This window comes from Streptomyces sp. NPDC002788, assembly GCF_053592115.1.
Window position 1 is genome coordinate 146,974 of the sequence record NZ_JBSFVB010000015.1, and the last position, 25,523, is coordinate 172,496.

The window sequence follows — 25,523 nt, forward strand, 5'->3', positions numbered from 1 at the left end:
GCCGATGAACTCCAGCTACGCCGTCCCAGCCGTCGCCCTCGTCGTGGTCGCGACGGTCCTCGTCGGCGCCTTCGGCCTGCGCATCTCCCGCACCACCTCCGACTTCTACGTCGCCTCCCGCACTGTCGGACCCCGCCTCAACGCCACCGCCATCAGCGGCGAGTACCTCTCCGCCGCCTCCTTCCTGGGCATAGCGGGCCTCCTCCTCGTCCAGGGCCCCGACATGCTCTGGTACCCGGTCGGCTACACCGCCGGCTACCTGGTGCTGCTCCTCTTCGTCGCCGCCCCGCTGCGCCGCTCCGGCGCCTACACGCTCCCCGACTTCGCCGAGGCCCGTCTCGCCTCCCAGGGCGTAAGGCGCCTCGCGGGCGCCTTCGTCGTCGGCGTCGGCTGGCTGTACCTGCTGCCCCAGCTGCAGGGCGCGGGGCTCACCCTGACCGTGCTGACCGGGGCGCCCGACTGGCTCGGCGGTGTGATCGTCGCCGTCGTCGTGACCGCCACCGTCGCCGCCGGCGGCATGCGCAGCATCACCTTCGTCCAGGCCTTCCAGTACTGGCTGAAACTCACCGCCCTGCTCGTCCCCGCCCTGTTCCTGGTCCTCGCCTGGCAGAGCGACGGCGCCCCCCGCCACGCCTTCGACGAACCGGCCACCTTCCGCGAGCAGCGCGTCGTCCGCGTCGACGACGGCATCGACCTGAAGCTGGACCGGCCCCTGACCGTCACGGTCACCGGCACCGTCGACGGCCGCACGCACACCGACACCCGCCTGGACCTGCCCGCCGGCAGCCACCACATCGAACGCGGCACCCGGCTCACCTTCGCACGGGGCGCCCCCGTCCCCGAGGCCGAGCGCGGCAACGGCGGCGACCTGTCCCCCTCCCAGGCCGAGAGCCGCGAGGAACGCCCCCTGTACGCCACGTACGGGCTGATCCTCGCCACGTTCCTCGGCACCATGGGCCTGCCGCACGTGGTGGTCCGCTTCTACACCAGCCCGCACGGTGTCGCCGCCCGCCGCACCACCGTCGTGGTCCTCGGCCTGATCGGTGCCTTCTACCTCCTGCCGCCCGTCTACGGCGCCCTGGGCCGTCTCTACGCTCCCGAACTCACCCTCACCGGAGACCCGGACGCCGCCGTCCTCCTGCTGCCCGACCGCATGATCGGGGGACTGGGCGGCGACCTGCTGGGCGCGCTGGTCGCCGGGGGTGCCTTCGCCGCGTTCCTCTCCACGGCCTCGGGCCTGACCATGGCGGTCGCGGGCGTCCTCACCCAGGACGTCCTGCCGTCCCGGGGCGTACGGCACTTCCGGCTCGGGACGGTCCTCGCCATGGCCGTGCCCCTCGCGGCGAGCGTCCTGGTCGGCGGGCTCCCGGTCGCCGACGCCGTCGGGCTCGCCTTCGCCGTGTCGGCGTCCTCGTTCTGCCCGCTGCTCGTCCTGGGCATCTGGTGGCGGCGGCTGACCCCGCCCGGCGCGGCCGCCGGCATGCTGGTCGGCGGCGGCTCCGCCCTGCTCGCGGTCGCCGCGACCATGGTCGGCTACCCGGGCGAGGGAGCCCTGCACGCCCTGCTCGCCTGGCCCGCCCTGTGGTCGGTGCCGCTGAGCTTCCTCACCATGATCCTGGTGTCCCTGGCCACCCCCGGCCGGGTGCCGCCGGGCACGGCGGCGGTACTGGCCCGGTTCCACCTGCCCGAGGAACTGCGTACGGAGGTGACGACATGAGCGGCTTCCTGGCGGGCCTGTGCGTCGCCGTGCTCCCGGTGCTGGCCGTCGGGGTCTGGCTGGGCCGGCGCACCGCCCGGGCCAACAGCCTCGCCGGCCTCGGCACGCCTGTCGAGCACGCCACCTTCGAGACCCTGCACACCGCGTCCCTCGCCGCACCCCCGCTGCGGGCCGGCCTGACCGAGGAGACCGCCCGCAAGTCCGCCCGCAAACTGCGCTCGCTGCTCGGCACCGACGCCCTGTGCCTCACCGACCGCGAACAGGTCCTGGTCTGGGACGGCGACGGCGCTCACCACCGCACCGAGATCATGGAACGCCTCGCGGGCCCCCTGGACACCGGCCGAGGCGAGGCCTTCCGGCTCACCTGCGACAGCCTCGACTGCTCGGTGCGCTGGGCGGTCGTCGCCCCGCTCACCGTCGACGACCGCGTGCACGGCGCGCTGGTCGTCTGCGCGCCCCGCGAGTCCGCCGTCCTGGTCCGGGCCGCCGGCGAGGTCGCCCGCTGGGTCTCGGTCCAGCTGGAGCTGGCGGATCTCGACAGCTCGCGCACTCGTCTCATCGAGGCCGAGATCAAGGCGCTGCGGGCCCAGATCTCCCCGCACTTCATCTTCAACTCGCTCGCCGTGATCGCCTCGTTCGTCCGCACCGACCCCGAGCGCGCCCGCGAGCTGCTCCTGGAGTTCGCCGACTTCACCCGCTACTCGTTCCGTCGGCACGGCGACTTCACCACGCTCGCCGACGAGCTCCACGCCATCGACCACTACCTGGCGCTGGTCAGGGCGCGATTCGGCGACCGCCTCTCCGTGACCCTCCAGATAGCACCGGAGGTGCTGCCGGTCACCCTGCCCTTCCTGTGCCTCCAGCCGCTCGTCGAGAACGCCGTCAAGCACGGGCTGGAGGGCAAGGCCGTGTCCTCGGGCAAGTGCCACATCCAGATCACCGCCCAGGACACGGGCGCCGAGGCGCTCGTCGTCATCGAGGACGACGGCGCCGGCATGGACCCGGACCTGCTCCGCCGCATCCTCGCCCGCGAGACCAGCCCCTCCGGCGGCATCGGCCTGTCCAACGTCGACGACCGGCTCCGCCAGGTCTACGGCGACGACTACGGCCTCGTCATCGAGACCGCCACGGGTGCGGGCATGAAGATCACCGTCCGGCTCCCGAAGTACCAGCCGGGCGTGCACTCGGCGGGCCGGCTGACCCGGCAGTGAGCCCTCAGGTGCTGCTCGAGGTGACCACCATCCCCAAGGTGATCAGGCCCAGGACGACCCAGCCGAACCACAGCCAGCCGTTGCTCCCGAGCGCCACCGTGTAGGCCGTCACGACGACGAGACCGCCGACGGTGAGCACTCCCATGGTCTTCGTCGAGTTGGAACCGTTCGTGGAACCGGGCATCGCGACACCCTCCTCGTGGTCCGGTCCCCCCATGGTGCCTGCCGGACGCCGGGCGCGCACGGGCCTTGCCCGAGCCGTCTTCAGCGCCCCTGCGCGTTCAACGAGGCCAGATAGGCGTTGTACGCCTCCAGCTCCCTGTCCCCGTCCCGGTCGGCGGCCCGGTCCGTGCGCCTGGCATACCGCTGCTCCGAGGCGTACCACTGGAACAGCAGCGCGACCAGGACCAGCACCGACGGGATCTCGCTGAACGCCCAGGCGATGCCGCCCGCCGCGTTCTGGTCGGAGAGCGCCTCGACGCCGAGCGAGGCGGGCGGGTTCTTGAACGTCTCGACCATCGGCTCGGTCGCCATCATCAACGCGATCCCGAAGAACGCGTGGAACGGCATCCCCGCGAACAGCTCCAGCATCCGCATCAGGTAGCCCGGCCGGTGCGGGCCCGGGTCCACACCCATGATCGGCCAGAAGAACACCAGACCCACGGCCAGGAAGTGCACCATCATCGCGATGTGGCCCACCCTGGAGCCCATCAGCGTGTCGAAGATCGGCGTGAAGTACAGCCCGTACAGGCTGGCGATGAACAGCGGGATCGTGAACGCCGGGTGCGTGACGATCCGCATGTACCGGCTGTGCAGGAACATCAGCAGCAGCTCACGCGGCCCCTTGCGGCCCCGCCCTGTCGTGGGCAGGGCCCGCAGCGCCAGCGTGATCGGCGCCCCGAGCAGGATCAGGATGGGCGACACCATGCTGATCACCATGTGCTGCACCATGTGCACGCTGAACATGACCATGCCGTAGTCGTTCAGCTGCGTGCACATCATGAGCATGATGCTCAGCACGCCCAGGGCGTAGGTGACCGTCCGCCCCACCGGCCACTTGTCCCCGCGCCGGACCAGCCGGACGACGCCCCATCCGTACAGGGCCAGCCCCACCAGGCATCCGACGAGAAAGAACGGGTCCGCCGACCACTCCAGCCCTCGTCCCAGCGTGAACGGCGGCAGATCCGTGGTCATGCCGTGCCCGCTGTGATCCATTCCGCCGGCTCCTGTTTCGTGGGGGTGTGCAGCAATCTGTCCGCCCCAAGAGTAGAGCCGCCCCCGGCCGCACGAGCGACCGGGGGCGGTGAGGCGTACTCAGGGGCTCGGCGAACTCAGAGAACACACTCCGCCTCGTCGTACCGGTCCTCCGGCACGGTCTTCAGCGTCTCCACGGCCTCGGCCAACGGCACCATCACTATGTCGGTGCCACGCAGCGCGGTCATCTGCCCGAACTCACCCCGGTGCACAGCCTCCACCGCGTGCCACCCGAACCGCGTGGCCAGCACCCGGTCGTAGGCGGTCGGCGTCCCACCGCGCTGCACATGCCCGAGGATGACCGGCCGTGCTTCCTTCCCCAGCCGCCGCTCCAGCTCCACCGACAGCTGCCGGGCGATCCCGGCGAACCGCTCGTGCCCGTAGATGTCCTTGCCGCCCTCGTCGAACTCCATGGTTCCGGCCCGGGGCTTGGCTCCCTCCGCCGCCACGACGATCGCGAAGCGCTTGCCGGCCTCGAACCGCTCTCCGACCCGCTGGGTCAGTTCCTCTATGTCGAAGGGCCGCTCGGGAACGACGATGGCGTGCGCGCCCGCCGCCATGCCGGAGTGCAGCGCGATCCAGCCGGTGTGCCGGCCCATGACCTCGACGACCAGGACCCGCTGGTGGGACTCGGCGGTGGTCTTCAGCCGGTCCAGCGCCTCGGTCGCCACCCCCACGGCCGTGTCGAAGCCGAACGTGACGTCCGTGACCGCGATGTCGTTGTCGATGGTCTTCGGCACGCCCACGACGGGCAGACCGCTGTCCGACATGAGCCGGGCGGCCTTGAGCGTGCCCTCGCCGCCGATGGGGATGATCGCGTCGAGGCCGAGCTCCTCGACATGGCCCCTGGCCCGCTCCACACCGTCCCGCAGATGGGAGGGCTGGACCCGGGAGGACCCGAGAATCGTGCCGCCGCGGGCGAGGATGCCGCCCACCGCGTCGAGGTCGAGCTTGAGGTAGTCGCACTCCAGGAGACCCTTCCAACCGTCCCGGAAGCCGATGACCTCGTCGCCGTGGTCGACGACGGCGCGGTGCACGACGGACCGGATGACGGCGTTCAGGCCGGGGCAGTCGCCGCCGGACGTGAGGACACCAATGCGCATAGCCCGAAAACCTTCTCCACATGGGCCGGGACCGGACCACGTCGTCCGGCTCGAGTCACCGCCACCCTAGCGGCATCGAGGGGCCGGACCGAAGCACGCGTCCGCCTGCTGGACGACCCCGCTCACCTGTGCGGATGTGCCGTCAGACGGGCTGTTCGACCAGCAGGTTGACGCATCCTCGCCGTACGCTGCCGCGCAGCGCTCAGGCAGGCTGCTCGGCAGCAGCGATGCGCTCGTCGCGCAGTGCCTCGTACCAGCGGTCGTCGGTCGGCGGCAGCGCGTTGACGTCGAGGGCCAGCTTCAGCAGCAGGTCCGCGATCAGCGGGTTGCGCGCGAGCACCGGGCCGTGCATGTACGTGCCGAAGACGGTGTCGTTGTACGCGCCCTCCGTGCCGTCGCCCGTGCCGTTGCCGTTGCCGAAACGCACCCGGGCGAGCGGGCGGGCGGTGGGGCCGAGGTGGGTGACGCCCTGGTGGTTCTCGAAACCGGTCAGCGGGGGAAGTCCCAGGCGCTGGTCGATGTCGCCGAGCACGTCACCGACGCACCGCGCGCCCTCGCCGCGCACCGACACCACGTCCAGCAGCCCGAGGCCGGGCTCGCGCTGGCCGAGGTCGTTGATGAACTCGTGGCCGAGGATCTGGTAGCCGGCGCACACGGAGAACACGATGGCGCCGTTCTCCACGGCCCGGGTCAGCCCGGTGTCCCTGCGCAGCCGCTCGGCGGCGAGCCGCTGCGGGCGGTCCTCACCGCCGCCGATCAGGTAGATGTCGCCGGAGGTCGGGATCGGCTGGTCGCTGCGCACGTCCAGCCGGGCCACGTCCAGGCCGCGCTGCCGTGCCCGGCGCTCCACGACGAGGACGTTGCCCTGGTCGCCGTAGGTGCTGAGCAGGTCGGGATAGATCCAGACGATGCGCAGTTGGTTGTCGCTCACAAAAGTCCCCTGACGTCTCGTGCTCAGTTGCCGACGCGGCGGCGCAGGTCCTGGAACGCCGTGTAGTTGGCGATGACCTCGATCCGGCCCGGCGGGCACGCCTGCACGGCCTGGTCGAGGTTCTCGTAGACCTGGAAGTGCTGGTCGGCGACCTCCAGGCGCACCGCCAGGTCCAGCCTCCGGTCGCCGACGACGCAGATCGGGTGGCCGCTCAGGCGCGTGTAGTCGACGTCCCACAGCCAGGAGGTGTCGGTGCCGTCGGCGGAGCGCGCGTTCACGGACAGGATGACCGGCGCGGGCGGCGGGTCGATCAGGGAGAACGTCTCCAGCCAGCCGGCCGGGTTCTTCGCGAGCAGGAGCCGGAGGTCACGGCCCTGGAACTGGACGACGTCGTACCGCCCGGCCACCGCCTGCACCTGGTACATGCGCTCCAGCGCGACCTGCGGCGGCACCCCGAACACGGCGGCGACGGCGGCCGAGGAGGCGGCGTTGGCCTTGTTGGCGCGGCCGGGGAGCTGGAGGTGGATCGGCCAGGCGGAGCCGTGGGGGTCCAGCACGTGGTCGCCGGAGAGTGCCCAGCTCGGCGTCGGACGGCGGAAGCCGCACTCACCGCAGTACCAGTCGTCGCCCGGGCGCTGCATCACACCACCGCAGGACGGGCAGGACCAGGCGTCGTCCTTCCACATCTGCCCGGCGGCGACCCAGATCACGTTGGGGGAGGAGGACGCCGCCCACACGACCAGCGGGTCGTCGCAGTTGGCCACGACCACGGCCTTGGAACCGGCGAGTCCCTCCCGCCAGTTCTCGGCGAGCATGCGGGTCTCGGCGGCACGGTCGAGCTGGTCGCGGGAGAGGTTGAGCAGCGCGATGCACTTCGGGGCGGTGTCGCGGGCGACACCGGCGAGGTACTTCTCGTCGACCTCGATGACGCCGTACCGGGCGTCCGAGCTGCCGGCGAGGGCCGAGGTGATGCCGGCCGGCATGTTGGCGCCGAGCGCGTTCGAGACGACCGGCCCGGCCGCGCGCAGGGCCTCGGCGATGAGCCGGGTGGTCGTGGTCTTGCCGTTGGTCGCCGAGACCAGGATCACGTCCAGGTTCTGGGCGAGCCGGGCCAGGAGGTCGGGGTCGAGCTTGAGAGCCACCCGGCCGCCGATCACCGATCCGCTGCCGCGTCCCGCGGCGCGGGACGCCGCCGCGACCGCCTTGCCCGCGGTCACGGCCAGCTTGGCCCGCGGCGAGAGCGGGTCCGAGTTGCCTGCCATCAGTTCTCGATCCTCCTTGCGTACGCGCCGCGCCTTGAAGCCTGACGGCCACGTGGTGTGGACCTCAGCCTATCGAGATCCATTCGCACTCCCGAACCGCGGCACTGTGACGAACTCGTGTGGGAGGCGCGGACCGACAGGACCTTACTCTTGCCGCCATGCGACACAGCCCCATCCCAGGTGCCCACGGCCGCGTGAGACCCCTCACCCTGCACGGCGACCCCGTCCTGCACGCGCCCTGCGCGGAGGTCACCGGCTTCGGCCCCGAACTGGCCCGACTCGTCGAGGACTTGTTCGCGACCATGTACGCCGCCCAGGGGGTGGGCCTGGCCGCCAACCAGATCGGCGAGCCGCTGCGCGTCTTCGTCTACGACTGCCCGGACGACGAGGACGTCCGCCACCTGGGCCATGTGGTCAACCCCCGCCTGGTCGAGGCGGACGGAGTGGTGATCCGCGGCCCGGAGGGCTGCCTGTCCCTCCCGGGCCTGGAAGCGGGCACGGAACGTTACGACCACGCGGTGGTCGAGGGCTTCACGGCGACCGGCGACCCGGTCACCGTCCACGGCACGGGCTTCTTCGCCCGCTGCCTCCAGCACGAGTGCGACCACTTGGAGGGCCGGATCTACGCGGATCACCTGACGGGCCGGCGCCACCGCAAGCTGATGCGCCAGATGGCCAGGGCTTCTTGGCACCGCTGAGTGTCCTGGCCATTCAGGGCCGGGGGGAACCGCGCGGACAATCCCCACCGGCCCGCACGCGACGCACGACGGTCAGAACCCCGGACCGCCCACCCGGTCTCCCGCGGCAGCGAGACGTCCCCACAACAGGTCCGCCAGACTCCGCACCAACTCAGCCCGAGAACAGGGCCGTTCCCCCAGCCACCAGTCCCCGGCGGCGTGCATCATGCCGACGATCCCGTGCCCCCACACCCGGGCCAGCTGCTGCCCGCCCGGCCCGAGGTCCAGTCGTTCCCCGATGACCTGGGCGAGTTCCTCGCCCATCCGACGCAACAGCGGCGCACTGTGCTTGCCGACATCGAATCCCGGATCCCCCGGCTGGACCCCCTCCGCCGGATGCATCAGGAACCGGTACACCTGGGGCCGCGCCTCGATCGCCGCCAGGTACGTCTCCAGGGTCGCCTCGACCCGCTCCCGCCGATCCGCCGGCGCGTCCAGCGCCGCTCGCAGCGAGTCCAGCAACGCGTCCGTGTGCCGTTTGGCAAGCGCCGCGTAAAGTCCGCCCTTGTCACCGAAGTGCCGGTAGAAGATCGGCTTGGTGATGCCGGCCTCCGCCGCGATCGCGTTCATCGAGGCCTGCGGGCCGTCGCGCAGCACCACTCGGTCGGCGGCCTCGAGCAGCTCGCGCCGCCGGCGATCGGCGGACCGTTGCTGATCGGTCCGCTGCGTGGTGTCCATGTGCTCTCCCCACCCGTGGTGTTTCCATGACGCCTGCGCAAAGTAACACTGAAGCACGTCCCGGCCATCGGACGGGTGCCGACCGGTCGGTAGGAGTTGACGCGGACTACCCGCCGGTAACAGACTGCTGTTACCGCAAGTAACATGCATGTGCGCCGCTGGAGGGGACCGACATGGCCGAGTTCACCATGGAGCTCAACGACGAACAGAAGGAGGTCCGCGACTGGCTGCACGGCTTCGCCGCCGATGTGATCCGCCCCGCGGCCGCCGAATGGGACGAGCGTGAGGAGACTCCCTGGCCGGTCATCCAGGAGGCCGCCAAGGTCGGCATCTACTCCCTGGACTTCTACGCCCAGCAGTACTTCGACCCCACCGGCCTCGGCATCCCCATGGCCATGGAGGAGCTGTTCTGGGGCGACGCGGGCATCGCCCTGTCCATCGTCGGCACCGGCCTCGCCGCCGTCGGCGTCCTCGCCAACGGCACCGAGGAGCAGATCGGCACCTGGATTCCCCAGATGTACGGCGACGCGGGCGATGTCAAGGTCGCGGCGTTCTGCTCCTCCGAGCCCGACGCCGGCTCCGACGTGGCCTCCCTGCGCACCCGGGCCGTCTACGACGAGGCCAAGGACGAGTGGGTGATCAACGGCACCAAGACCTGGGCGACCAACGGCGGTATCGCCAACGTCCATGTCGTGGTCGCGGTCGTCGACCCCGAGCTCGGCTCCAAGGGGCACGCCTCCTTCATCGTCCCGCCGGGCACCGAGGGCCTGTCCCAGGGCCAGAAGTTCAAGAAGCACGGCATCCGCGCCTCGCACACCGCCGAGGTCGTCCTCGACAACGTGCGGGTGCCTGGCTCCTGCCTGCTCGGCGGCAAGGAGAAGCTGGACGAACGGCTCGCCCGGGCGCGGGAGAAGGCCAGGCAGGGCGGGGAGCGGGTGAAGAACGCGGCGATGGCCACGTTCGAGGCCTCGCGCCCGGCCGTCGGCGCCATGGCGGTGGGCACCGCCCGGGCCGCGTACGAGGTCGCCCTCGACTACGCCAAGACCCGGGAGCAGTTCGGGCGGCCGATCATCGACAACCAGGGCGTGGCGTTCCAGCTCGCGGACATGCGCACGTCCATCGACGCCGCCCGGCTCCTGGTCTGGCGCGCCTCCTGGATGGCGATCAACGGCAAGCCGTTCACGGCCGCCGAGGGCTCGATGTCCAAGCTGTTCGCGAGCGAGACCGCCAAGAAGGTCACGGCCCAGGCGATCCAGATCCTGGGCGGCAACGGCTACACCAGGGAGTACCCGGTCGAGCGGATGCACCGCGACGCGGCGATCTACACCATCTTCGAAGGCACCAGCGAGATCCAGCGTCTGGTGATCGCCCGGACGCTGTCGGGCAAGCCCATCCGCTGACGCCGGCTGAGCGGCGCCGGCTGCTCGATGGTCGTACCTCGCCCGTAGCTCCCGGATCGCCGCGTGATCCTGCGGGGGACCGGCGCTGCCGAGGATCTCCAGCAGTTCCTCGAAGCGCCGCTCGTGATCCGGCGGCGGGCTCGCCTGGATGGTTGCCTTCGCGGGCTCGTCCGTCGGGTTCACTGATGCGTGCGGGGCACCCCCGGGGGTACGGCGATCACCGTTCCCGGTGTCGCCCGCTCCGCCCGGTTGCCCGGGCGGATTCACGCGTCTGCCCGTTGCGTGCGCACACCGGTGCTCTCGATCAGCCGGAGAGCCGGCTGCAGTCGGGGGTGGTCGGCGTGGCGCTCACGCGCCGGTGTAAACCCTGCGATCACCTGCCGGCACGCCGACTTCGCGCCGGACGGCTCCGTATCCGGGGGCGTCGTGCCACGCTCGTCCCGACACCTCGACGACGGAGGACGCGATGACGCACCCGGCCCGGGACCTGCTGAAGACGACCACCGCGGACCTCGCTCCGGACCCGCGGGCCAACCCCTTGGTCCCCCGGATCGCCGACGGCACGGCGCCCCGCTCCACTCTCGCCGCGCTCGCCCTGGAGCAGATGTGGGTGATTCCCGCGGACCGCCGCGCGTTCGAGTACGTGGCGGAGCGTTCCCTCGCGACCGACCCGGAGTCCGCGGCCTTCTTCAGGGCCCTCGCGGAGGGCGAGGCGCTGGCGGGGGAACGGCTGGTGACCTTCGCGCGAGCATGTGGCGTGGACGAGGCCCGGGAGGCGTCGTACGAGCCGCTTCCCGGATGCCAGGCGTACCCCGCGTACGTGGCCTGGCTGGCTCTCAACGCCTCGCCCGCGGATGCCGTCCTGGCCCTGGCCGCCAACTTCTCGGCGTGGGGCGGCTATTGCGCGACGATCGCCGGGGCCCTGCGGGGCCACTACGGTTTCACGGACGGGGCGTGCGCCTTCTTCGACTTCTTCGCGGAGCCGTCACCCGAGCTGGACAGGCTGGCGACGGAGGCGGTGCGGGCGGCTCTGGACGCCGGGCGCCTCGACAAGGCACGAGCACGTGCACACGGCCGACTGCTTCAGACATACGAGGCGATGTTCTGGTCCGCGCTGGTGGATCCGCTCTCGTAGCAGGCGGGGAAACTGCGCGGCCGGCCACAGGGAACCCGCACACGCACAGCTCAGGGCGCGCCCCCACTGCTGTGCGCGATGCAGGCGACATCGATGCGGTCGGCCAGCTTCGCCAGCTCGATCGTCAACGCGGCGACCGTGTCCTCGTCGAGCCCCGACTCCCCGGCCTCGACAAGCCGCACCCACCGGCCCCCCACCGTCCGCAGCAGCTTGCTGACATCCGCCGCAGCCACCTGCAAGGTCCCGCGGTTGTCGACGATCAGAGGCAGAGTCACTTCGCGGTTCACAGACGGGATCGTAGCCCCGCAACACTCACGCACCATGCCAAACAGTGGTGATGTTGCAGAACTCCCGGATTCCGTGCCCGGACAGCTCACGCCCGTACCCGGACCGCTTCACCCCGCCGAACGGGAACGCCGGATGGGAGGCCGTCATCCCGTTGACGTACACACCGCCCGCCTCCAGGTCCCGGACGAACCGGTCCACCTCGGCCTCGTCCCGTGTCCACACGTTGGAACTCAATCCGAACGGCGAGTCGTTCGCGATCAGCACCGCCTCGTCCAGGTCGGCCGCCCGGTACAGGGTGGCGACCGGCCCGAACGCCTCCTCCCGGTGGATCCGCATCTCGCGGGTGATGCCGGCGAGGATGGTCGGCGCGTAGTACCAGCCCGGCCCGTCCGGCCGTTCGCCACCGCACAGCGCCTCCGCTCCGCCGCGCACCGCGTCGTCGACCAGCTCCTCCAGATCGCGCAGCCCCTGCTCGCTGGAGAGCGGCCCGACCTCGGTGTCGTCGGACAGGGGGTCGCCGACCTTCAGCGCCCTCATGCCTTCGGCGAAGCGCTCGGCGAAGGCGTCGTAGACGTCCGTGTGCACGATGAACCGCTTCGCGGCGATGCAGGACTGCCCGGTGTTCTGCACCCGCGCGGTCACCGCGACCTTCGCCGCGCGGTCGAGGTCGGCGGAGGGCATCACGACGAACGGGTCGCTGCCGCCCAGCTCCAGCACCGTCTTCTTGACCATCTCCCCGGCGGTGGAGGCCACCGCGCGGCCCGCGGGCTCGCTGCCGGTGAGGGTGGCCGCCTTGACCCGCTCGTCGCGCAGGATCTCGTCGACCGCGGCGGAGCCGATCAGCAGTGTCTGGAAGCAGCCCTCGGTGAAGCCGGCCCGGTGGAAGAGGTCCTCCAGGTAGAGGGCGGTCTGCGGGACGTTCGAGGCGTGCTTGAGCAGGCCCACGTTCCCCGCCATCAGCGCGGGCGCGGCGAAGCGGATCACCTGCCACAGCGGGAAGTTCCACGGCATGACCGCCAGCACGGGGCCGAGCGGCCGGTAGCGCACCAGGACGCGGGACGCCCCGGAGTCCTTGACGTCGGCGTCGGCGGGTTCCTCGTCGGCGAGGAGTTCCTCGGCGTGGTCGGCGTACCAGCGCATCGCCTTGGCGCACTTCGCGGCCTCTGCCCGGGCCTGCTGGATCGGCTTGCCCATCTCGGTGGTCATCACGCGGGCGATGTCCTGCTGGTCCTCCTCGAGGAGGTCGGCGGCCCGGTGCAGCATCCGGGCCCGCTCGTCGAAGGTCGTCGTCCGATAGGTGCGGAACGTGGCCTCCGCGAGCTGGAGCCGCCGCTCGATCTCCTCCTCGCCCATGGCCTCGTACGTCTTGAGCGTCTCGCCGTTCGCCGGGTTCACCGTCGCGATGGGCATGGCTGACCTCCCTCGGTGCGGGCTGTAGTCCGACCCTCCCGCGTGGCGCAGGTGACCGCAACGCGGGAGCGTCTCCTCAGGGCGAGTGCTCCGCCAGGCGGTCGAGAAACGCCGTCTGCGCCTTGACGATCACCGCGCGGGCCCGGTCGAGGCCGAACCACGCCACCCGGTCCAGCTCGGGGAACTCCTGGAGCTGCCCGGAGCGCGGCGGCCACTCCATCCGGAACGTGCCGGGCGCGATCGTCGCCGGGTCGAGGTCCGCCTCGACCGCCCAGGCCGTGACGATCTTGCCGTTGGTCTGCCGGACCTCGCCCAGGGCGATGGCCTCCCCGTCGGGCGGGGGCAGCCCCAGTTCCTCCTCGAACTCGCGGCGAGCAGCGTCCCAGGCGGGCTCGTCGGGCTCGTACTCGCCCTTGGGGACGGTCCACGCCCCGGCGTCGCGCCGGGCGAAGAAGGGGCCGCCCATGTGGCCGAGCAGCACTTCGAGGCCGTCGTCGGTGGGGTGGAAGAGCAGCAGACCCGCACTGCGCTTCACGGCCTCACCTCCGGATGGGCGGCCAGCAGCGTCTCGACCGTGTCGGCGTCCTCGGGCCGCTTGTCCTCGCGGTAGCGGATCACGCGGGCGAAGCGGAGGGTGACGCCGGCCGGGTAGCGGGTGGAGCGCTGCAGGCCGTCGTAGGCGATCTCGACGACGAGTTCCGGGCGGACGGTCACCACGTGGCCGTTGTCGTCGACGGCGAGCTGCCGGAGCCGTTCGGTCTGCCAGGTGAGCATCGCGTCGGTCATGCCCTTGAAGGTCTTTCCGAGCATGGCGAGGCCGCCGTCGGCCGTGCGGGCGCCGAGGTGGAGGTTGGAGAGCTTGCCGGTGCGGCGGCCGTGGCCCCACTCGGCGGCCAGGACCACCAGGTCGAGGGTGTGGACAGGCTTGACCTTGAGCCAGGACGCGCCGCGCCGGCCCGCGCTGTAGGGGGCGTCGAGAGCCTTGGCGACGACGCCCTCGTGGCCGCGCTCGAGGGTCTCGGCGAGGAACTCCTCCGCGGTGGACGTGCCGTCCGGCCCGGACACCAGCGCACGCCGCACCCGCATCGGCTCGGGCACCAGGCGTGCCAGCTCGGCGTGCCGCTCGGCGAACGGCAGGTCGAGCAGGTCGTGGCCGTCGACGGACAGCGCGTCGAAGAAGACGGGGGAGACCGGGACCGCGCGGGCGGCCGTCGCCACGTCCGTGCGGGAGCCGACCCGTCCGGCGGTCTCCTGGAACGAGCGGGGGCGCCCGGCCTCGTCGAAGGAGATCACCTCGCCGTCGAGGACGAACCGCTCGCCCCGCAACTGAAGGGCGGCGGTCGTCACTTCGGGCAGTCGGTCGGTGATGTCGTCGAGGGTGCGGGTGTAGAGCCGTACGGTGTCGCCGTCCCGGTGCACCTGGACGCGGATGCCGTCCAGCTTCTCCTCGACCGCGCAGGCCCCGAGCTTGTCCACCGCCTCGGCGACCGAGGAGGCGCTGTGGGCCAGCATCGGCAGGACGGGGCGGCCGACGGTGAGGCGGAACCGGTCGAGGGAGGCGGGGCCGTCGGCGAGCAGGGCCTCGGCGACCGCCTGGAGGGAGCCCGCGAGCATCACGGCCCGCCGTACGTCCGCGGAGGGCGCCCCGGTCGCCTGGGCCAGGCCCTCGACCGCGACGGCGTCCAGCGCGCCCTGCCGCACCTCGCCGGTGAGCAGCCCGAGCAGGAACCGCTGCTCGTCCTCGGTGGCCGTGCCCATCAATTCCCCGACCAGCCGGGTGCGTTCCGCCTGGGAGCCGGGGCCGGAGACCTTGGCGAGCGCGGACAGCCGGGCGTCCACGTCCCGGACGGTCAGGCTCGGCTCGGCGGCCGGGGGAACCGGGTGGCCGAGCACCTTCCACCCGACACCGATCCGGCCCTGCGGCAGCCGTCCGGCCAGGTAGGGGATGACGATCGGCACGTCGTCCGCCTCCGCGTCCCGGAAGAGCTCCGCGAGCAGGGCCGTCTTCCTGGACCGCGCCGAGGTGGCGGCGACCTCCTGGGACACTCGGGCCAGCCGGTGCAGCAGCATGCAGTCATGGTGCACCGGAGGGGCCGCCTCCACACCCCGGCCGGGGTGTCACCGGTGAGAGCCCTCAGCGGGCGTCCAGGTCCGCCATCAGCAGATCCCCGACGATCGCGGAGGCCGCCCGGTACCCGCCGCTCGCCGCGTGCACGACCTGCTCGGCGAAGCCGATCGCGTTGCCAGCGGCCCACACGCCCGGCACGGTCGTCAGGCCGTTCGCGTCGACCACCGGGTACGCGCCGAAGGGCGTCTCGTGCAGCTCGGCGCCGAGCCGCTCCAGCAGACCCGTCCGCGGTACCGGTCGCGGGCCGACGAACAGCACTGAGCGGGCGTGCGTCGTGCCGTCGGCCAGCCGGACCCCGGTGAGCCGGTCGTCCTCGACCACCAGCCCCGCGACCTCGCCGGGCACCACATCCACCCCGGCCGCGGCCAGCCTGCGCAGGTCGATGTCGGACAGCTCCTCCTCGGCGACCGTGTGCAGGAAGAACCGCACGTCCTTCGACCACTGGGACACCATCAGCGCCTGGTGCGCGCTCGCCGCGCTGGAGGCCAGCACCCCGAACGGCTGGTCACGCACCTCCCAGCCGTGGCAGAACGGGCAGTGCAGCACGTCCCGGCCGAACCGCTCGGCGACCCCGGGGACGGCCGGCAGCTCGTCCTTCAGCCCGGTCGCGACGACCAGCCGCCGGGCGCGTACGGTCCGGCCACCGGCCAGGACCACGGTGAAGTCCTCGCCCTGCTCGACCTCCACCACCTGCTCCCGCACCAGCTCGACGCCGTAGCGCGCGATCTCCTCCCGGCCGATCGCGAGGAACTCGGCGGGCGGCATGCCGTCCCGCGACAGGTAGCCCTGCATGTGCGCGGCGGGCGCGTTGCGCGGCTCACCCGCGTCGACGATCAGAGTGCGGTGCCGGGCCCGCCCCAGCACCAGCCCGGCGGACAGGCCCGCGGCACCGCCGCCGATGACGACCACTGCGTACTTCTCGGTCATGGGTGACCACCTCCACCGGCGAGCGTCCCTCCGGCCCCCGGTATTGACAAACGTGTTTGCCGAATCTGCAATACGACCATGACTACGGACGAGGTACTGGCGGGCGTCGGCCCTCGGCTGCGGCAGATGCGCAAGGAGCGGGAGGTGACCCTGGCGGCGCTCTCCGAGACCACCGGCATCTCCGTGAGCACCCTCTCGCGGCTGGAGTCCGGCCTGCGCAAACCCAGTCTGGAACTGCTGCTGCCGATCGCGCGCGCTCACCGGGTGGCCCTGGACGAGCTGGTCGGGGCCCCGCCGGCCGGTGATCCGCGGGTGCGGTCGAAGCCGATCGTGATGTTCGGCCGCACCCACTGGCCGCTCACCCGCCGGCCCGGCGGCCTCCAGGCCTACAAAGTGCTCGAACCCCAGCGCCGCCAGGAGCCGGATCCGCGAACGCACGAGGGCTACGAGTGGCTGTACGTGCTGTCCGGGAAGCTGCGCCTGGTGCTCGGCGAGCACGACGTGGTGCTCACGGCCGGCGAGGCCGCCGAGTTCGACACCCGGGTGCCGCACTGGTTCGGGTCGACGGGGGAGGGGCCCGTGGAATTCCTCAGCCTGTTCGGGCCGCATGGCGAGCGGATGCATGTGCGCGCGCGGCCGAAGCGGGCGTGACGTACGGGCATACCGGATGGCCTGACTCATCTGCCGGAGGCTGTTCCCTGATCGGCAAGCGACCGCTTAGTATGCGAACCGACCCCGGTCAGACGAAGCAGTCCCCCGTGGAGGCCCCGCATGCAGGCATGGCACGTGCACGAGAACGGCGAGCCGGGCGAGGTGATGCGGCTCGAGGAGGTGGAGCCGCCCACCCCCGGCGACGGCCAGGTCCTGCTGAAAGTACGGGCGGCCAACATCAACTTCCCGGACGCCCTGCTGTGCCGCGGCCAGTACCAGGTCAGGCCGCCGCTTCCGTTCACCCCGGGCGTGGAGATCTGCGGCGAGACCGCGGACGGCCGCCGCGTGATCGCCAATCCGGCGCTGCCGCACGGCGGCTTCGCCGAGTACGCCGTCGCGGACCTTGCCGCCCTGCTGCCCGCGCCGGACGCCCTGGACGACGCCGAGGCCGCCGCCCTGCACATCGGCTACCAGACCGGCTGGTTCGGCCTGCACCGCCGGGCCGGTCTTGAGGCCGGCGAAACCCTGCTCGTCCACGCTGCCGCAGGAGGGGTCGGCAGCGCGGCCGTGCAGCTCGGGAAGGCCGCCGGCGCCACCGTCATCGGTGTCGTCGGCGGCTCCGCGAAGGCGGCCGTCGCCCGCGAGCTGGGCTGTGACGTCGTGATCGACCGGCACTCCGAGGACGTCGTCGCCGCCGTCAAGGAGGCCACCGGCGGCCGGGGCGCAGACGTGATCTACGACCCGGTCGGCGGCGAGGCCTACACCCAGTCCGCCAAGGCCGTCGCCTTCGAGGGGCGCATCGTCGTCGTCGGCTTCGCCAGCGGCACGATCCCCAGCCCGGGTCTGAACCACGCCCTGGTGAAGAACTACTCGATCCTGGGCCTGCACTGGGGCCTGTACCACACCAAGCACCCGAAGCTGGTCCGGCACTGCCACGAGCAGCTCACCGAGCTGGCCGCCCGGGGCGCCATCAAGCCGCTGGTGAGCGAGCGCCTGCCGCTCGGCGGGGCGGCGGCCGCCGTGCAGAAGGTGGCGGACGGCCTGACCACCGGCCGGATCGCCGTCGTACTGGGGGAGGCAGCGTGACCAGCGCACAGCAGCGCGGTGTGGCCAGCGCCGAGAAACTCGGCCGCCGCACGCGGGAGTTGCTGGCCGCGCATCCGCCCGCCTCGACCGACCGCCTGGACTTCCTCCGGGCCCGCTTCGACGCCGGACTGGCCTGGGTGCACTACCCGGAGGGCCTCGGCGGACTCGGCGCGCCCCGCTCCCTCCAGGCCGTCGTGGACGCCGAGCTGGAGGCGGCCGGGGCGCCCGACAACGACCCGCGGCGCATCGGCATCGGCCTCGGCATGGCCGCGCCGACGATCCTTCAGTTCGGCACCGACGAGCAGAAGCGGCGCTACCTCCGGCCGCTGTGGACGGGGGAGGAGGTCTGGTGCCAGCTGTTCAGCGAGCCGGGCGCCGGATCCGACCTGGCCGCGCTCGGCACCCGGGCCGTCCGCCAGGGCGACGTCTGGGTCGTCAACGGGCAGAAGGTCTGGACGTCCAGCGCCCATGTGGCCCGCTGGGCGATCCTCATCGCCCGCACCGACCCGGACGTGCCCAAGCACCGGGGCATCACGTACTTCGTGTGCGACATGACCGACCCGGGCGTCGAGGTGCGGCCACTGCGGCAGATCACCGGTGAGGCCGAGTTCAACGAGGTGTTCCTCACCGACGTCCGCATCCCCGACGCTCGGCGCCTGGGCGATGTCGGCGACGGTTGGAAGGTCGCGCAGACCACGCTGAACAACGAGCGCGTGGCCATCGGCGGCATGCGACTGCCCCGTGAGGGCGGCATGATCGGCCCGGTCGCCAAGACCTGGCGTGAACGGCCCGAGCTGCGCACCCACGACCTGCGTCAGCGGCTGCTGAAGCTGTGGGTGGAGTCCGAGGTCTCCCGCCTCACCGCGGAGCGGCTGCGCCAGCAGCTCGTCGCGGGCCAGCCAGGCCCCGAGGGCGCCGGCATGAAGCTGGCCTTCGCCCGCCTCAACCAGGAGATCAGCGGCCTGGAGGTGGAACTACTCGGCGAGCAGGGCCTGTTGTACGACGACTGGACCATGCGGCGCCCGGAGCTGGTCGACTTCACCGGCCGCGAGGCCGGCTACCGCTATCTGCGCTCCAAGGGCAACAGCATCGAGGGCGGGACCACCGAGGTCCTGCTGAACATCGTCGCCGAACGCGTCCTGGGCCTGCCCGCCGAGCCGCGCACCGACAAGGACGTCGCCTGGAAGGACCTCGCCCGATGAGCGACCTGTTGTACTCGGAAGAGGAGGAGGCGCTGCGCGCCGCCGTCCGCGACCTGCTCACCGACCACTGCGACGCCCCCGGCGTCATCGCCCGCACCGAGTCGGACGCCCCGCACCACCTGGCCCTGTGGAAGACCCTCACCGACGGCATGGGCCTCGCGGGCCTGCTGGTGCCCGAAGAACTGGACGGGCAGGGCGCAACGCACCGGGAAGCCGCCGTGGTGCTGGAGGAACTGGGCCGCGCGGTCGCGCCCGTGCCGTATCTGACGAGCGCGGTCGTCGTCACGGAGGCGCTGCTGGCCTGCGGCACCGACGACCTCCTCCGCGAACTCGCGACCGGCACGACGATCGGCGCCCTCGCGGTGTCCCTCAATGTCGCCCCGGGCGCCGCCCACAAGGTCGTCCGGCACGAGAGCGGCGTGCTGCGCGGCGAACTGACCGGCATCGCGGACGCGGCCGTCGCCGGCGTCCTGCTCGTACCCGGCGACGACGGCGGCCTGTACGCGGTCGACGCCACCGACGCGACCGTCACCCCGCAGATCTCCCTGGACCTGACCCGGCCGCTCGCGACCGTCACCCTGGACGGGGCGCCGGGCCGACTGCTGGGCGACGCCGAGCCCGCCGTACGCCGGGCCCTGCGCGCCGGAGCCGGACTGCTCGCCTCCGAACAGCTCGGGGTCGCCGAGTGGACGCTCACGGAGACCGTCCGCTACCTCAAGGAACGCAAGCAGTTCAACCGGTCCGTCGGCGGCTTCCAGGCGCTCAAGCACCGCCTCGCCCAGCTGTGGCTGGAGGTCGCTGGCCTCCGCGCGGCCGCACGCAACGCCGCCGACGCCCTGGCCACCGGCGAGGACGCCGACATGGCCGTCACCGTCGCCCAGGCCTACGCGGCACCCGTGGCCGTCCACGCCGCCGAGGAGGCAGTGCAACTGCACGGCGGCATCGGCATGACGTGGGAGCACCCGGCGCACCTGTACCTGAAGCGCGCGAAGGCCGACTCGATCGCCTACGGCACGGCGGGCGCCCACCGGGAGGCACTGGCCGAACTGGCCGACCTCCAGGCCCCTTGACATACACCTGGCCGACTCCGGGCAACAGCCCGGGGAAAGCGCGGAGAAGCCCGTCCCACCAGGGGCGGGCCTTTTCGCGTGCCCCTGCCCGGGTGAAGTGAACGCATGGCGGCAGTCCGGCCAACTCCGTGCACAGGCCTGCTTCTTGGTCCGTCCGGGACCCCATACTCGCAGGGTTCCCGTACGGCACTCCCAGGGAGGCAGAGCATGCTCCTCACCACCCGTCGCAGAGCCCTCACCACCCTCGGCGCCGCCCTCGCGGGCTCGGTCGCCCTCCCCGCCGCCGACGCCCTGGCCGACGAACGACGGCATCGGCCGCGCCCCTTGTGGCGCGCCCACGCCCACAACGACTACGAACACCCGCGCCCGCTGTTCGACGCCCTCGACCACCGCTTCGGCAGCGTCGAGGCCGACATCCACCTCGTGGGCGACCAACTCCTCGTCGCCCACGACCCGGAGGACCTCGACCCCTCCCGCACACTCGAATCCCTCTACCTCGACCCGCTGGCCGCCCGTGTCCGGGCCAACCGCGGCTCGGTGTACCGGGGGCATCGCCGCCCGCTGCACCTGCTCGTCGACATCAAGACCGAGGGCTCGTCGACGTACCTCGAACTCGACCGCCACCTCCGGCGCTACCGGCACCTGTTCACCACATACGCCCACGGCCGGGTCTTCCCCGGCCCCGTCACCGCGGTGATCTCCGGCGACCGCGCGGCCCGTGTGCCCATGGCGGCCCAGACCGTCCGGCGCGCCTTCTACGACGGCCGCCTCGCCGACCTCGGCAGCCAGGCACCGGCCTCCTTCATCCCGCTGATCAGCGACAACTGGACGCTCCACTTCACCTGGCAGGGCGTCGGAGCCTTCCCGGAGGCCGAGCGGAAGAAGCTGCGAGGCATCGTCACGGCCGCCCACGCGCGGAGGCAGCGGGTGCGGTTCTGGGCGACCCCGGACCTGGCCGGACCCGCCCGCGACGCACTGTGGGGCGAACTGCTCGCCGCGGACGTCGATCACCTCAACACCGACGACCTCGCCGGACTCGAGGCGTTCCTGGACGCCCGGCGGGCGGCTTAGGGGTCCTTGCACCATGCCCGCCCGGGTCGCGCGGCCTGGCACCGCGGGGCCGCCCTCCGGGCGACGACGGGAAGGTGACGACAGGCCCCGGGGAAGCCGGGCCCGCGGGTGGACATCACACGTTCGGCGGACAGGTCAGCCGCCCGGACGAACCCTCCGCTGCGCCACACTTACGGCCGAACGCCGTGAACCGCACAAGGCGGCGTGGCGGAGGAGTTGACGATGGCCATTTCCATCTCTGTGGTGCTGCTGCTCTCGATCCTGGCGGTGATCTTCCTGCGCAACGGCGGGCTGAAGGTCTCCCATGCGCTGGTCTGTCTGCTGCTCGGCTTCTACCTGGCCAGCACCAGCATCGCCCCCACCATCCACAGCGGCCTCACGGCCACGGCGGACATCGTCAGCGGCCTGCGGCCCTGACGTCACGTCCCGGAGAACACGCCGATGCCGTTCGGGACGGCCCGTTCGGCACCGCCGCTGGGGTGGTTGCGCACCGCGACGCTGCTCGCGCCCGGCTTCCGGGCCACCAGCGTCGACGACCCGCCGCCGTCCAGGCTGAAGGCGTCGTCGGAGCCCAGCTTCCGCATGATGTCGGCCACTTCGGCGATCGTCAGGCCGCTGCGGTAGGCGGCGGCGCCGTCCAGCGCGAGCAGCAGTACACGCCGTCCGCCGTCGGCGATACCCACGGCCGTACGGACGGCCGACGTCGTGTCGTCCAGACCCGGCAGCGGCCGGTGGCCGGCCAGGACCGGGTAGCCGCCGAGGGCGAGGCGGTACGCGGCGCCGTCCGTGGCCGCCACGAGGCGGTGTTCGACCTCGATCGGCTCGCCCGTGGAGAACTTCCGCAGCCGCTGGGCGCCCGCCTCCCGGCCGACCAGCACGGTCGTCCCCGCTGCGATGGGGCCGCTGCCCGGGGTGTCGACGGCCGACACGACCTCGCCGTCGCGGACCGTCACCTCGTAGGTGTCGGTGCTGCAGGGCGCGGTCCGGTCCGTGTCCGTGCCGCACGTGGCGCGCACCCGGGAGCCGCTGCCCCACTCGGCGGTGAACGCGCCGACCGAACCCACCGGCAGCGCGTACTGGTTGAGGCCGCCGAGCGGCACCTGTGCCTCGGCCGTACGGACCGAGCCGTCCAGGGCGAGCCGGTCCAGCCGCGCCCGCCCCTCGGCGTCCACGCCGAACACGTCCTCGGTGGACGTGCCGGGCGGCAGCGCCGGCCCGAATCGCTGCCCGTTCGGCACGGCCGCCTTGAGCGTCCGGCCGGCCGCGATCGCCGGACCCACGCTCGCACCGGTCGCCTCGACGCCCGGGTACTGCGGCTCGGTGATGTTGAAGAAGTCGCCGTTGACACCGGCGACCGCCCCCTGCGCGTTCGCCATCCGCGAGACCTGGGCGCGCGAGGCCACCGCCCCCGGGTACAGCAGATCGACCCGCACCTGCGGATTGCTCAGGTCGACCCTCAGCACGTGCGCGTGCGTCACCCCCTTGGCCGCCTTGATGTCGAACTCCTCGTACGTGACGCCCGGCGCCACCCGTGCGCCCCTCTGGACGGCGCCGGCCGGAGCCGCCCCCGCCAGGGCCGCGCCGGCCAGCGCGCCGAACGCCGTGAGCGACGCCAGGACCGCTCTGCCTGCTCCCCGTCGCCTGTGACGACCTGCCACCGTGCCCCCTGATGCCTCGTCAACTGTCGGGACGTCTCAGGGGGAGTGCACCAGAGCACGGGGGCCGGCAGGGCTGCTGAGCGCAAACTACGCGGGAACGGCTGAAAGAACGCACCCCTCCGGGTACTTCAGCCGTCACCCGTTCCGGTGGCGTACGGCGTGAAGTGCGCGGGGGTGTGGTCGATCGGCAGGCCGGGCCGCCAGGCGGTGAGGGCCTGCGCGCTGCACACGAACAGTTGCTCCGGCAACCGGTCCAGGTCGAACCAGCGCCAACGGCCCACGCTCTCCCCGGGCTGGTCCGCCGGCTCGCCCCGCCAGGCGGTGACCCGGGCCGCCACGGTCACCCGGACGACACCGCCCACGTCGTCCAGGAGCGTCCCCAGCAGCCGGACGTCCTCCGGCCGGGCCTCGAGCCCGGTCTCCTCGCCGAGCTCGCGCACCACCGTCTCCCGCAGCGACTCCCCGGGCTCCACCGTCCCGCCGGGCAGCTCCCACGTCCCGCGTCGGTGCCGGCCCAGCAGCAGGCCGCGGGGCCCGTACAGCACCGCACCCACCCCGAGCGCCGCGTGCGCAGGCGGCGGCTTGGCGACGCGCGGCCGGGAGGAGACCCGGACGGGTCGTGTCACCTGGAACAGCAGGTAGGACGCGTGGTTGCCGGCCTGCGGCGTGTCGAGGACGTCGACCTGCTCCACGCGCAGTCCGTACTCGGTGAGCAACCCCGTCCAGAGATGCGGTGTGAGGACCCACATGTGCACGGTGACCTCACCGCCACCGGCCAGCCCTAAGGTCTCGGGCCGCGCGGCGATCCGGTCCGAGGGTCCGTCACCGCGCGAGTTGGTGTGCAGCGCCGTGAAGCAGAGCCTGCCGCCCGGCCTCAGCGCCCCGGAGAGGGCGGGCAGCAGCCGGTGCGGGTCGATGAACGGGACGGCGTTGACCGAGTAGATGACGTCGTACGGCTCCGCCGAACGCAGATGCTCCACCCCGTCGGCCAGGATCAGCCGCAGCCCGGGCAGCGAGCCGTAACGGGCGCTCGCCCGTTCGTACTGCCCCGCCGAGGCGTCGACCGCGTCCACCAGCGCGCCCTGGGACCGGACCAGATGGGCGGCGTGCCGCGCGGGACCGCACCCGAGATCCAGCACCCGCCGGCCTGTCAGATCCCCGAGGATCTCGGTGCCCGGCCCGCCGCCCTCGAACCCCCAGTCGATCCGGGCCGCTTCGGACAGCACCGTGCCACGCCGTAGATGGTGTGCCCCGTACGCCTCCCAGGCCCCCGCGTTGACGGCCTCCGGTTCGTCCGCCACGGCTCAGCCTCCCGCCACGGCGTCACGCGGCAGCACCGTGACCCGGTGGAAGTTGCAGCCGACCGGCCGCGGCTCGTCGCCGGCGGGCGGGGTCTGGTGGGCCTTGAGGGCGATGCTCACCAGGCTGAGCAACAGATCGACGTCCGCCTCGCAGTCGAGGTGGACCGTCACCCAGCACGATCCGGGCAGCAGATGGATCGCACTCGAACCGGCCAGGTCGTACCGGAAGCGCTGGATGGCCCGGCGGGTGAGGTGGAGGTCCACGTCCCGTGCCGAGTGGAAGTGGACGATCTCGTCGCGGGCGGAACGAAGCGCCCGTCCGGTACCGCAACTCGCCGGGCCCGCCATCAGGTCGGGCCAGGCCTGCAGGCGCTCCATGGCGCGCTGGGCCAGAGTCATGGTCCTATCGTCGCCTGATCACCCCGCCGCAACCAGAGGTTGAGTGATTTGTCACCGGGACGTGAGGTAGGGAGGAACCAACCGGCGTGTCAAGCGTAGTTCTTGACCAGTCTGAGGTAGCGCTTCCAGTCCCAGTGCCGGCCCGGGTCGGTGTGGTCGCTGCCGGGTACCTCGTGGTGGCCGATGATGTGCGCGCGGTCCGGGGGGATGTCGTACCTCGCGCAGATCGCCGCGGTGAGCCGGGCCGAGCTTTCGTACATGGCGTCGGTGAAGTACTCGGGCCGGCCCACCCAGCCCTCGTGCTCGATGCCGATGCTGCGGGTGTTGTAGTCCCAGTTCCCCGCGTGCCAGGCGATGTCGGCCTCGCGTACGCACTGCGCCACGCGGCCGTCCGACGAGCGCACCACGTAGTGCGCGGACACCTTCTGCCTGGGGTTGCGGAAGACGGACACGGTGCCGGAGTAGGTCGTCTGCGCGACGTGGACGACGACGTAGTTCACGGGATGGGCGCGTGGGCGGTTCGACGGCGTGTAGTTGGCGCGGCTCGCCGGGTGCCACGCGGCACCGGGGTGGTCCACGGCATGGCGCCGGGCGTGGGCCCGGGCGTCGGGGAGCAGGGCGTACGGGACGGCGAGGGCGGCGCCCATCAGGATGCCTCGCCTGCCGGGTAGAGGAGTCGTGCGGTCCATGAGGGTGTCCTTCCGGGGTCGACTGCGGGTATCACTCGATCAACTGCGGAGAGCGGCGGCCGTCGTGGTCGCGGCCCGCGTCGATCAAGTTACGGCGCCTGCCGGTCGGTCAGAAGGAAGCGATGCGATTCCGTGGACGGATCCGGAGATGTGGACAACGCGCTCACCCGGTCGGGGGATTGCAGAAGCGGGTCCGTCCGGTGCCGGTTGGTCTC

Annotated in this window: 26 protein-coding genes and 1 pseudogene; 11 read left to right on the forward strand and 16 right to left on the reverse strand. The window is 72.1% G+C overall.

Annotated features, from left to right (window positions below; genetic code table 11):
* The first annotated feature begins 4 nt into the window (after nt 1–4).
* On the forward strand, nt 5–1,717 hold the full coding sequence (locus ACWD1U_RS26820) for a sodium/solute symporter (protein WP_451111222.1): 1,713 nt from the start codon (nt 5–7) through the stop codon (nt 1,715–1,717).
* Nucleotides 1,714–2,928, forward strand: a complete 1,215-nt coding sequence (locus tag ACWD1U_RS26825; RefSeq protein ID WP_451111224.1) for a sensor histidine kinase — start codon at nt 1,714–1,716, stop codon at nt 2,926–2,928. The genes ACWD1U_RS26820 and ACWD1U_RS26825 overlap by 4 nt, the downstream gene beginning before the upstream one ends.
* 4 nt (nt 2,929–2,932) lie before the next feature.
* Here ACWD1U_RS26825 and ACWD1U_RS26830 read toward each other — a convergent pair whose 3' ends face one another.
* The 5 genes from ACWD1U_RS26830 to ACWD1U_RS26850 form a co-directional block, all read right to left on the reverse strand.
* Complete coding sequence (locus tag ACWD1U_RS26830) at nt 2,933–3,112, reverse strand: hypothetical protein (protein ID WP_451111225.1); 180 nt, start codon at nt 3,110–3,112, stop codon at nt 2,933–2,935.
* Between the two features lie 80 nt (nt 3,113–3,192).
* Complete coding sequence (locus ACWD1U_RS26835) at nt 3,193–4,143, reverse strand: cytochrome c oxidase assembly protein (RefSeq protein ID WP_451111226.1); 951 nt, start codon at nt 4,141–4,143, stop codon at nt 3,193–3,195.
* Between the two features lie 116 nt (nt 4,144–4,259).
* On the reverse strand, nt 4,260–5,285 hold the full coding sequence (locus tag ACWD1U_RS26840) for a 6-phosphofructokinase (RefSeq protein ID WP_451111228.1): 1,026 nt from the start codon (nt 5,283–5,285) through the stop codon (nt 4,260–4,262).
* A 202-nt stretch (nt 5,286–5,487) separates the two neighbouring features.
* Complete coding sequence (locus tag ACWD1U_RS26845; protein ID WP_451111229.1) at nt 5,488–6,216, reverse strand: type 1 glutamine amidotransferase; 729 nt, start codon at nt 6,214–6,216, stop codon at nt 5,488–5,490.
* Nucleotides 6,217–6,239: 23 nt separating this feature from the next.
* Entirely contained in the window at nt 6,240–7,478 is a 1,239-nt protein-coding gene (locus ACWD1U_RS26850) for a MurT ligase domain-containing protein (protein WP_451111231.1), read from the reverse strand.
* 158 nt (nt 7,479–7,636) lie between these two features.
* Here ACWD1U_RS26850 and def point away from each other — a divergent pair, with 158 nt between their 5' ends.
* The gene (def, locus tag ACWD1U_RS26855) at nt 7,637–8,176 is read left to right on the forward strand and encodes a peptide deformylase (RefSeq protein ID WP_451111233.1); all 540 of its coding nucleotides are present in this window, start codon (nt 7,637–7,639) and stop codon (nt 8,174–8,176) included.
* 72 nt (nt 8,177–8,248) lie between these two features.
* On the opposite strand, the gene ACWD1U_RS26860 is transcribed toward def, so the two are convergent.
* Nucleotides 8,249–8,893: a TetR family transcriptional regulator gene (locus ACWD1U_RS26860; protein WP_451111235.1), complete on the reverse strand. Its 645-nt coding sequence runs from the start codon at nt 8,891–8,893 to the stop codon at nt 8,249–8,251.
* 173 nt (nt 8,894–9,066) lie between these two features.
* Here ACWD1U_RS26860 and ACWD1U_RS26865 point away from each other — a divergent pair, with 173 nt between their 5' ends.
* The gene (locus ACWD1U_RS26865) at nt 9,067–10,293 is read left to right on the forward strand and encodes an acyl-CoA dehydrogenase family protein (protein WP_451111237.1); all 1,227 of its coding nucleotides are present in this window, start codon (nt 9,067–9,069) and stop codon (nt 10,291–10,293) included.
* Here ACWD1U_RS26865 and ACWD1U_RS26870 read toward each other — a convergent pair.
* A pseudogene (locus ACWD1U_RS26870) lies at nt 10,293–10,547 on the reverse strand (cupin domain-containing protein); the annotation flags it as partial. The gene ACWD1U_RS26865 and the pseudogene ACWD1U_RS26870 sit on opposite strands and share 1 nt — an antisense overlap.
* 212 nt (nt 10,548–10,759) lie before the next feature.
* Here ACWD1U_RS26870 and ACWD1U_RS26875 point away from each other — a divergent pair.
* Nucleotides 10,760–11,428 (forward strand): thiaminase II/PqqC family protein, encoded by a 669-nt coding sequence (locus ACWD1U_RS26875; protein WP_451111239.1) that lies wholly within the window; start codon nt 10,760–10,762, stop codon nt 11,426–11,428.
* A gap of 50 nt (nt 11,429–11,478) precedes the next feature.
* On the opposite strand, the gene ACWD1U_RS26880 is transcribed toward ACWD1U_RS26875, so the two are convergent.
* From ACWD1U_RS26880 to ACWD1U_RS26900, 5 genes are all read right to left on the reverse strand, one after another.
* The gene (locus tag ACWD1U_RS26880) at nt 11,479–11,715 is read right to left on the reverse strand and encodes a DUF6213 family protein (protein WP_451111241.1); all 237 of its coding nucleotides are present in this window, start codon (nt 11,713–11,715) and stop codon (nt 11,479–11,481) included.
* Nucleotides 11,716–11,740: 25 nt separating this feature from the next.
* Complete coding sequence (locus ACWD1U_RS26885) at nt 11,741–13,126, reverse strand: NADP-dependent succinic semialdehyde dehydrogenase (RefSeq protein WP_451111243.1); 1,386 nt, start codon at nt 13,124–13,126, stop codon at nt 11,741–11,743.
* A 76-nt stretch (nt 13,127–13,202) separates the two neighbouring features.
* Complete coding sequence (locus ACWD1U_RS26890) at nt 13,203–13,661, reverse strand: NUDIX domain-containing protein (protein WP_451111245.1); 459 nt, start codon at nt 13,659–13,661, stop codon at nt 13,203–13,205.
* Nucleotides 13,658–15,196: an ATP-dependent DNA ligase gene (locus ACWD1U_RS26895; protein WP_451111246.1), complete on the reverse strand. Its 1,539-nt coding sequence runs from the start codon at nt 15,194–15,196 to the stop codon at nt 13,658–13,660. The genes ACWD1U_RS26890 and ACWD1U_RS26895 overlap by 4 nt, the downstream gene beginning before the upstream one ends.
* A 64-nt stretch (nt 15,197–15,260) precedes the next feature.
* A complete protein-coding gene (locus ACWD1U_RS26900; RefSeq protein WP_451111248.1) occupies nt 15,261–16,181 on the reverse strand; it encodes an NAD(P)/FAD-dependent oxidoreductase in 921 nt (306 codons plus the stop codon).
* 78 nt (nt 16,182–16,259) lie between these two features.
* Here ACWD1U_RS26900 and ACWD1U_RS26905 point away from each other — a divergent pair, with 78 nt between their 5' ends.
* The 6 genes from ACWD1U_RS26905 (at nt 16,260) to ACWD1U_RS26930 (ending at nt 21,678) form a co-directional block, all read left to right on the forward strand.
* Nucleotides 16,260–16,832 (forward strand): helix-turn-helix domain-containing protein, encoded by a 573-nt coding sequence (locus tag ACWD1U_RS26905; RefSeq protein ID WP_451111250.1) that lies wholly within the window; start codon nt 16,260–16,262, stop codon nt 16,830–16,832.
* A 120-nt stretch (nt 16,833–16,952) separates the two neighbouring features.
* A complete protein-coding gene (locus ACWD1U_RS26910) occupies nt 16,953–17,918 on the forward strand; it encodes an NADPH:quinone oxidoreductase family protein (protein WP_451111252.1) in 966 nt (321 codons plus the stop codon).
* Between the two features lie 20 nt (nt 17,919–17,938).
* Nucleotides 17,939–19,120, forward strand: a complete 1,182-nt coding sequence (locus ACWD1U_RS26915) for an acyl-CoA dehydrogenase family protein (protein WP_451111361.1) — start codon at nt 17,939–17,941, stop codon at nt 19,118–19,120.
* Nucleotides 19,117–20,190 carry an acyl-CoA dehydrogenase family protein gene (locus ACWD1U_RS26920; protein ID WP_451111254.1) on the forward strand — a complete coding sequence of 358 codons (1,074 nt, stop codon included), beginning with the start codon at nt 19,117–19,119 and terminating at the stop codon, nt 20,188–20,190. The genes ACWD1U_RS26915 and ACWD1U_RS26920 overlap by 4 nt, the downstream gene beginning before the upstream one ends.
* 207 nt (nt 20,191–20,397) lie before the next feature.
* A complete protein-coding gene (locus ACWD1U_RS26925; protein WP_451111256.1) occupies nt 20,398–21,261 on the forward strand; it encodes a phosphatidylinositol-specific phospholipase C/glycerophosphodiester phosphodiesterase family protein in 864 nt (287 codons plus the stop codon).
* Nucleotides 21,262–21,483: 222 nt separating this feature from the next.
* Complete coding sequence (locus ACWD1U_RS26930) at nt 21,484–21,678, forward strand: hypothetical protein (protein WP_451111258.1); 195 nt, start codon at nt 21,484–21,486, stop codon at nt 21,676–21,678.
* Between the two features lie 2 nt (nt 21,679–21,680).
* Here the strand turns inward: ACWD1U_RS26930 and ACWD1U_RS26935 are convergent, their stop codons facing one another.
* From ACWD1U_RS26935 to ACWD1U_RS26950, 4 genes are all read right to left on the reverse strand, one after another.
* The gene (locus ACWD1U_RS26935) at nt 21,681–22,919 is read right to left on the reverse strand and encodes a phosphodiester glycosidase family protein (protein ID WP_451111260.1); all 1,239 of its coding nucleotides are present in this window, start codon (nt 22,917–22,919) and stop codon (nt 21,681–21,683) included.
* Nucleotides 22,920–23,047: 128 nt separating this feature from the next.
* Complete coding sequence (locus tag ACWD1U_RS26940; protein WP_451111262.1) at nt 23,048–24,220, reverse strand: bifunctional class I SAM-dependent methyltransferase/NUDIX hydrolase; 1,173 nt, start codon at nt 24,218–24,220, stop codon at nt 23,048–23,050.
* A 3-nt stretch (nt 24,221–24,223) separates the two neighbouring features.
* Complete coding sequence (locus ACWD1U_RS26945) at nt 24,224–24,619, reverse strand: luciferase domain-containing protein (protein WP_451111264.1); 396 nt, start codon at nt 24,617–24,619, stop codon at nt 24,224–24,226.
* Between the two features lie 89 nt (nt 24,620–24,708).
* Nucleotides 24,709–25,308, reverse strand: coding sequence for an N-acetylmuramoyl-L-alanine amidase (locus tag ACWD1U_RS26950; protein WP_451111265.1), 600 nt, complete (start codon nt 25,306–25,308; stop codon nt 24,709–24,711).
* Nucleotides 25,309–25,523: the final 215 nt, after the last annotated feature.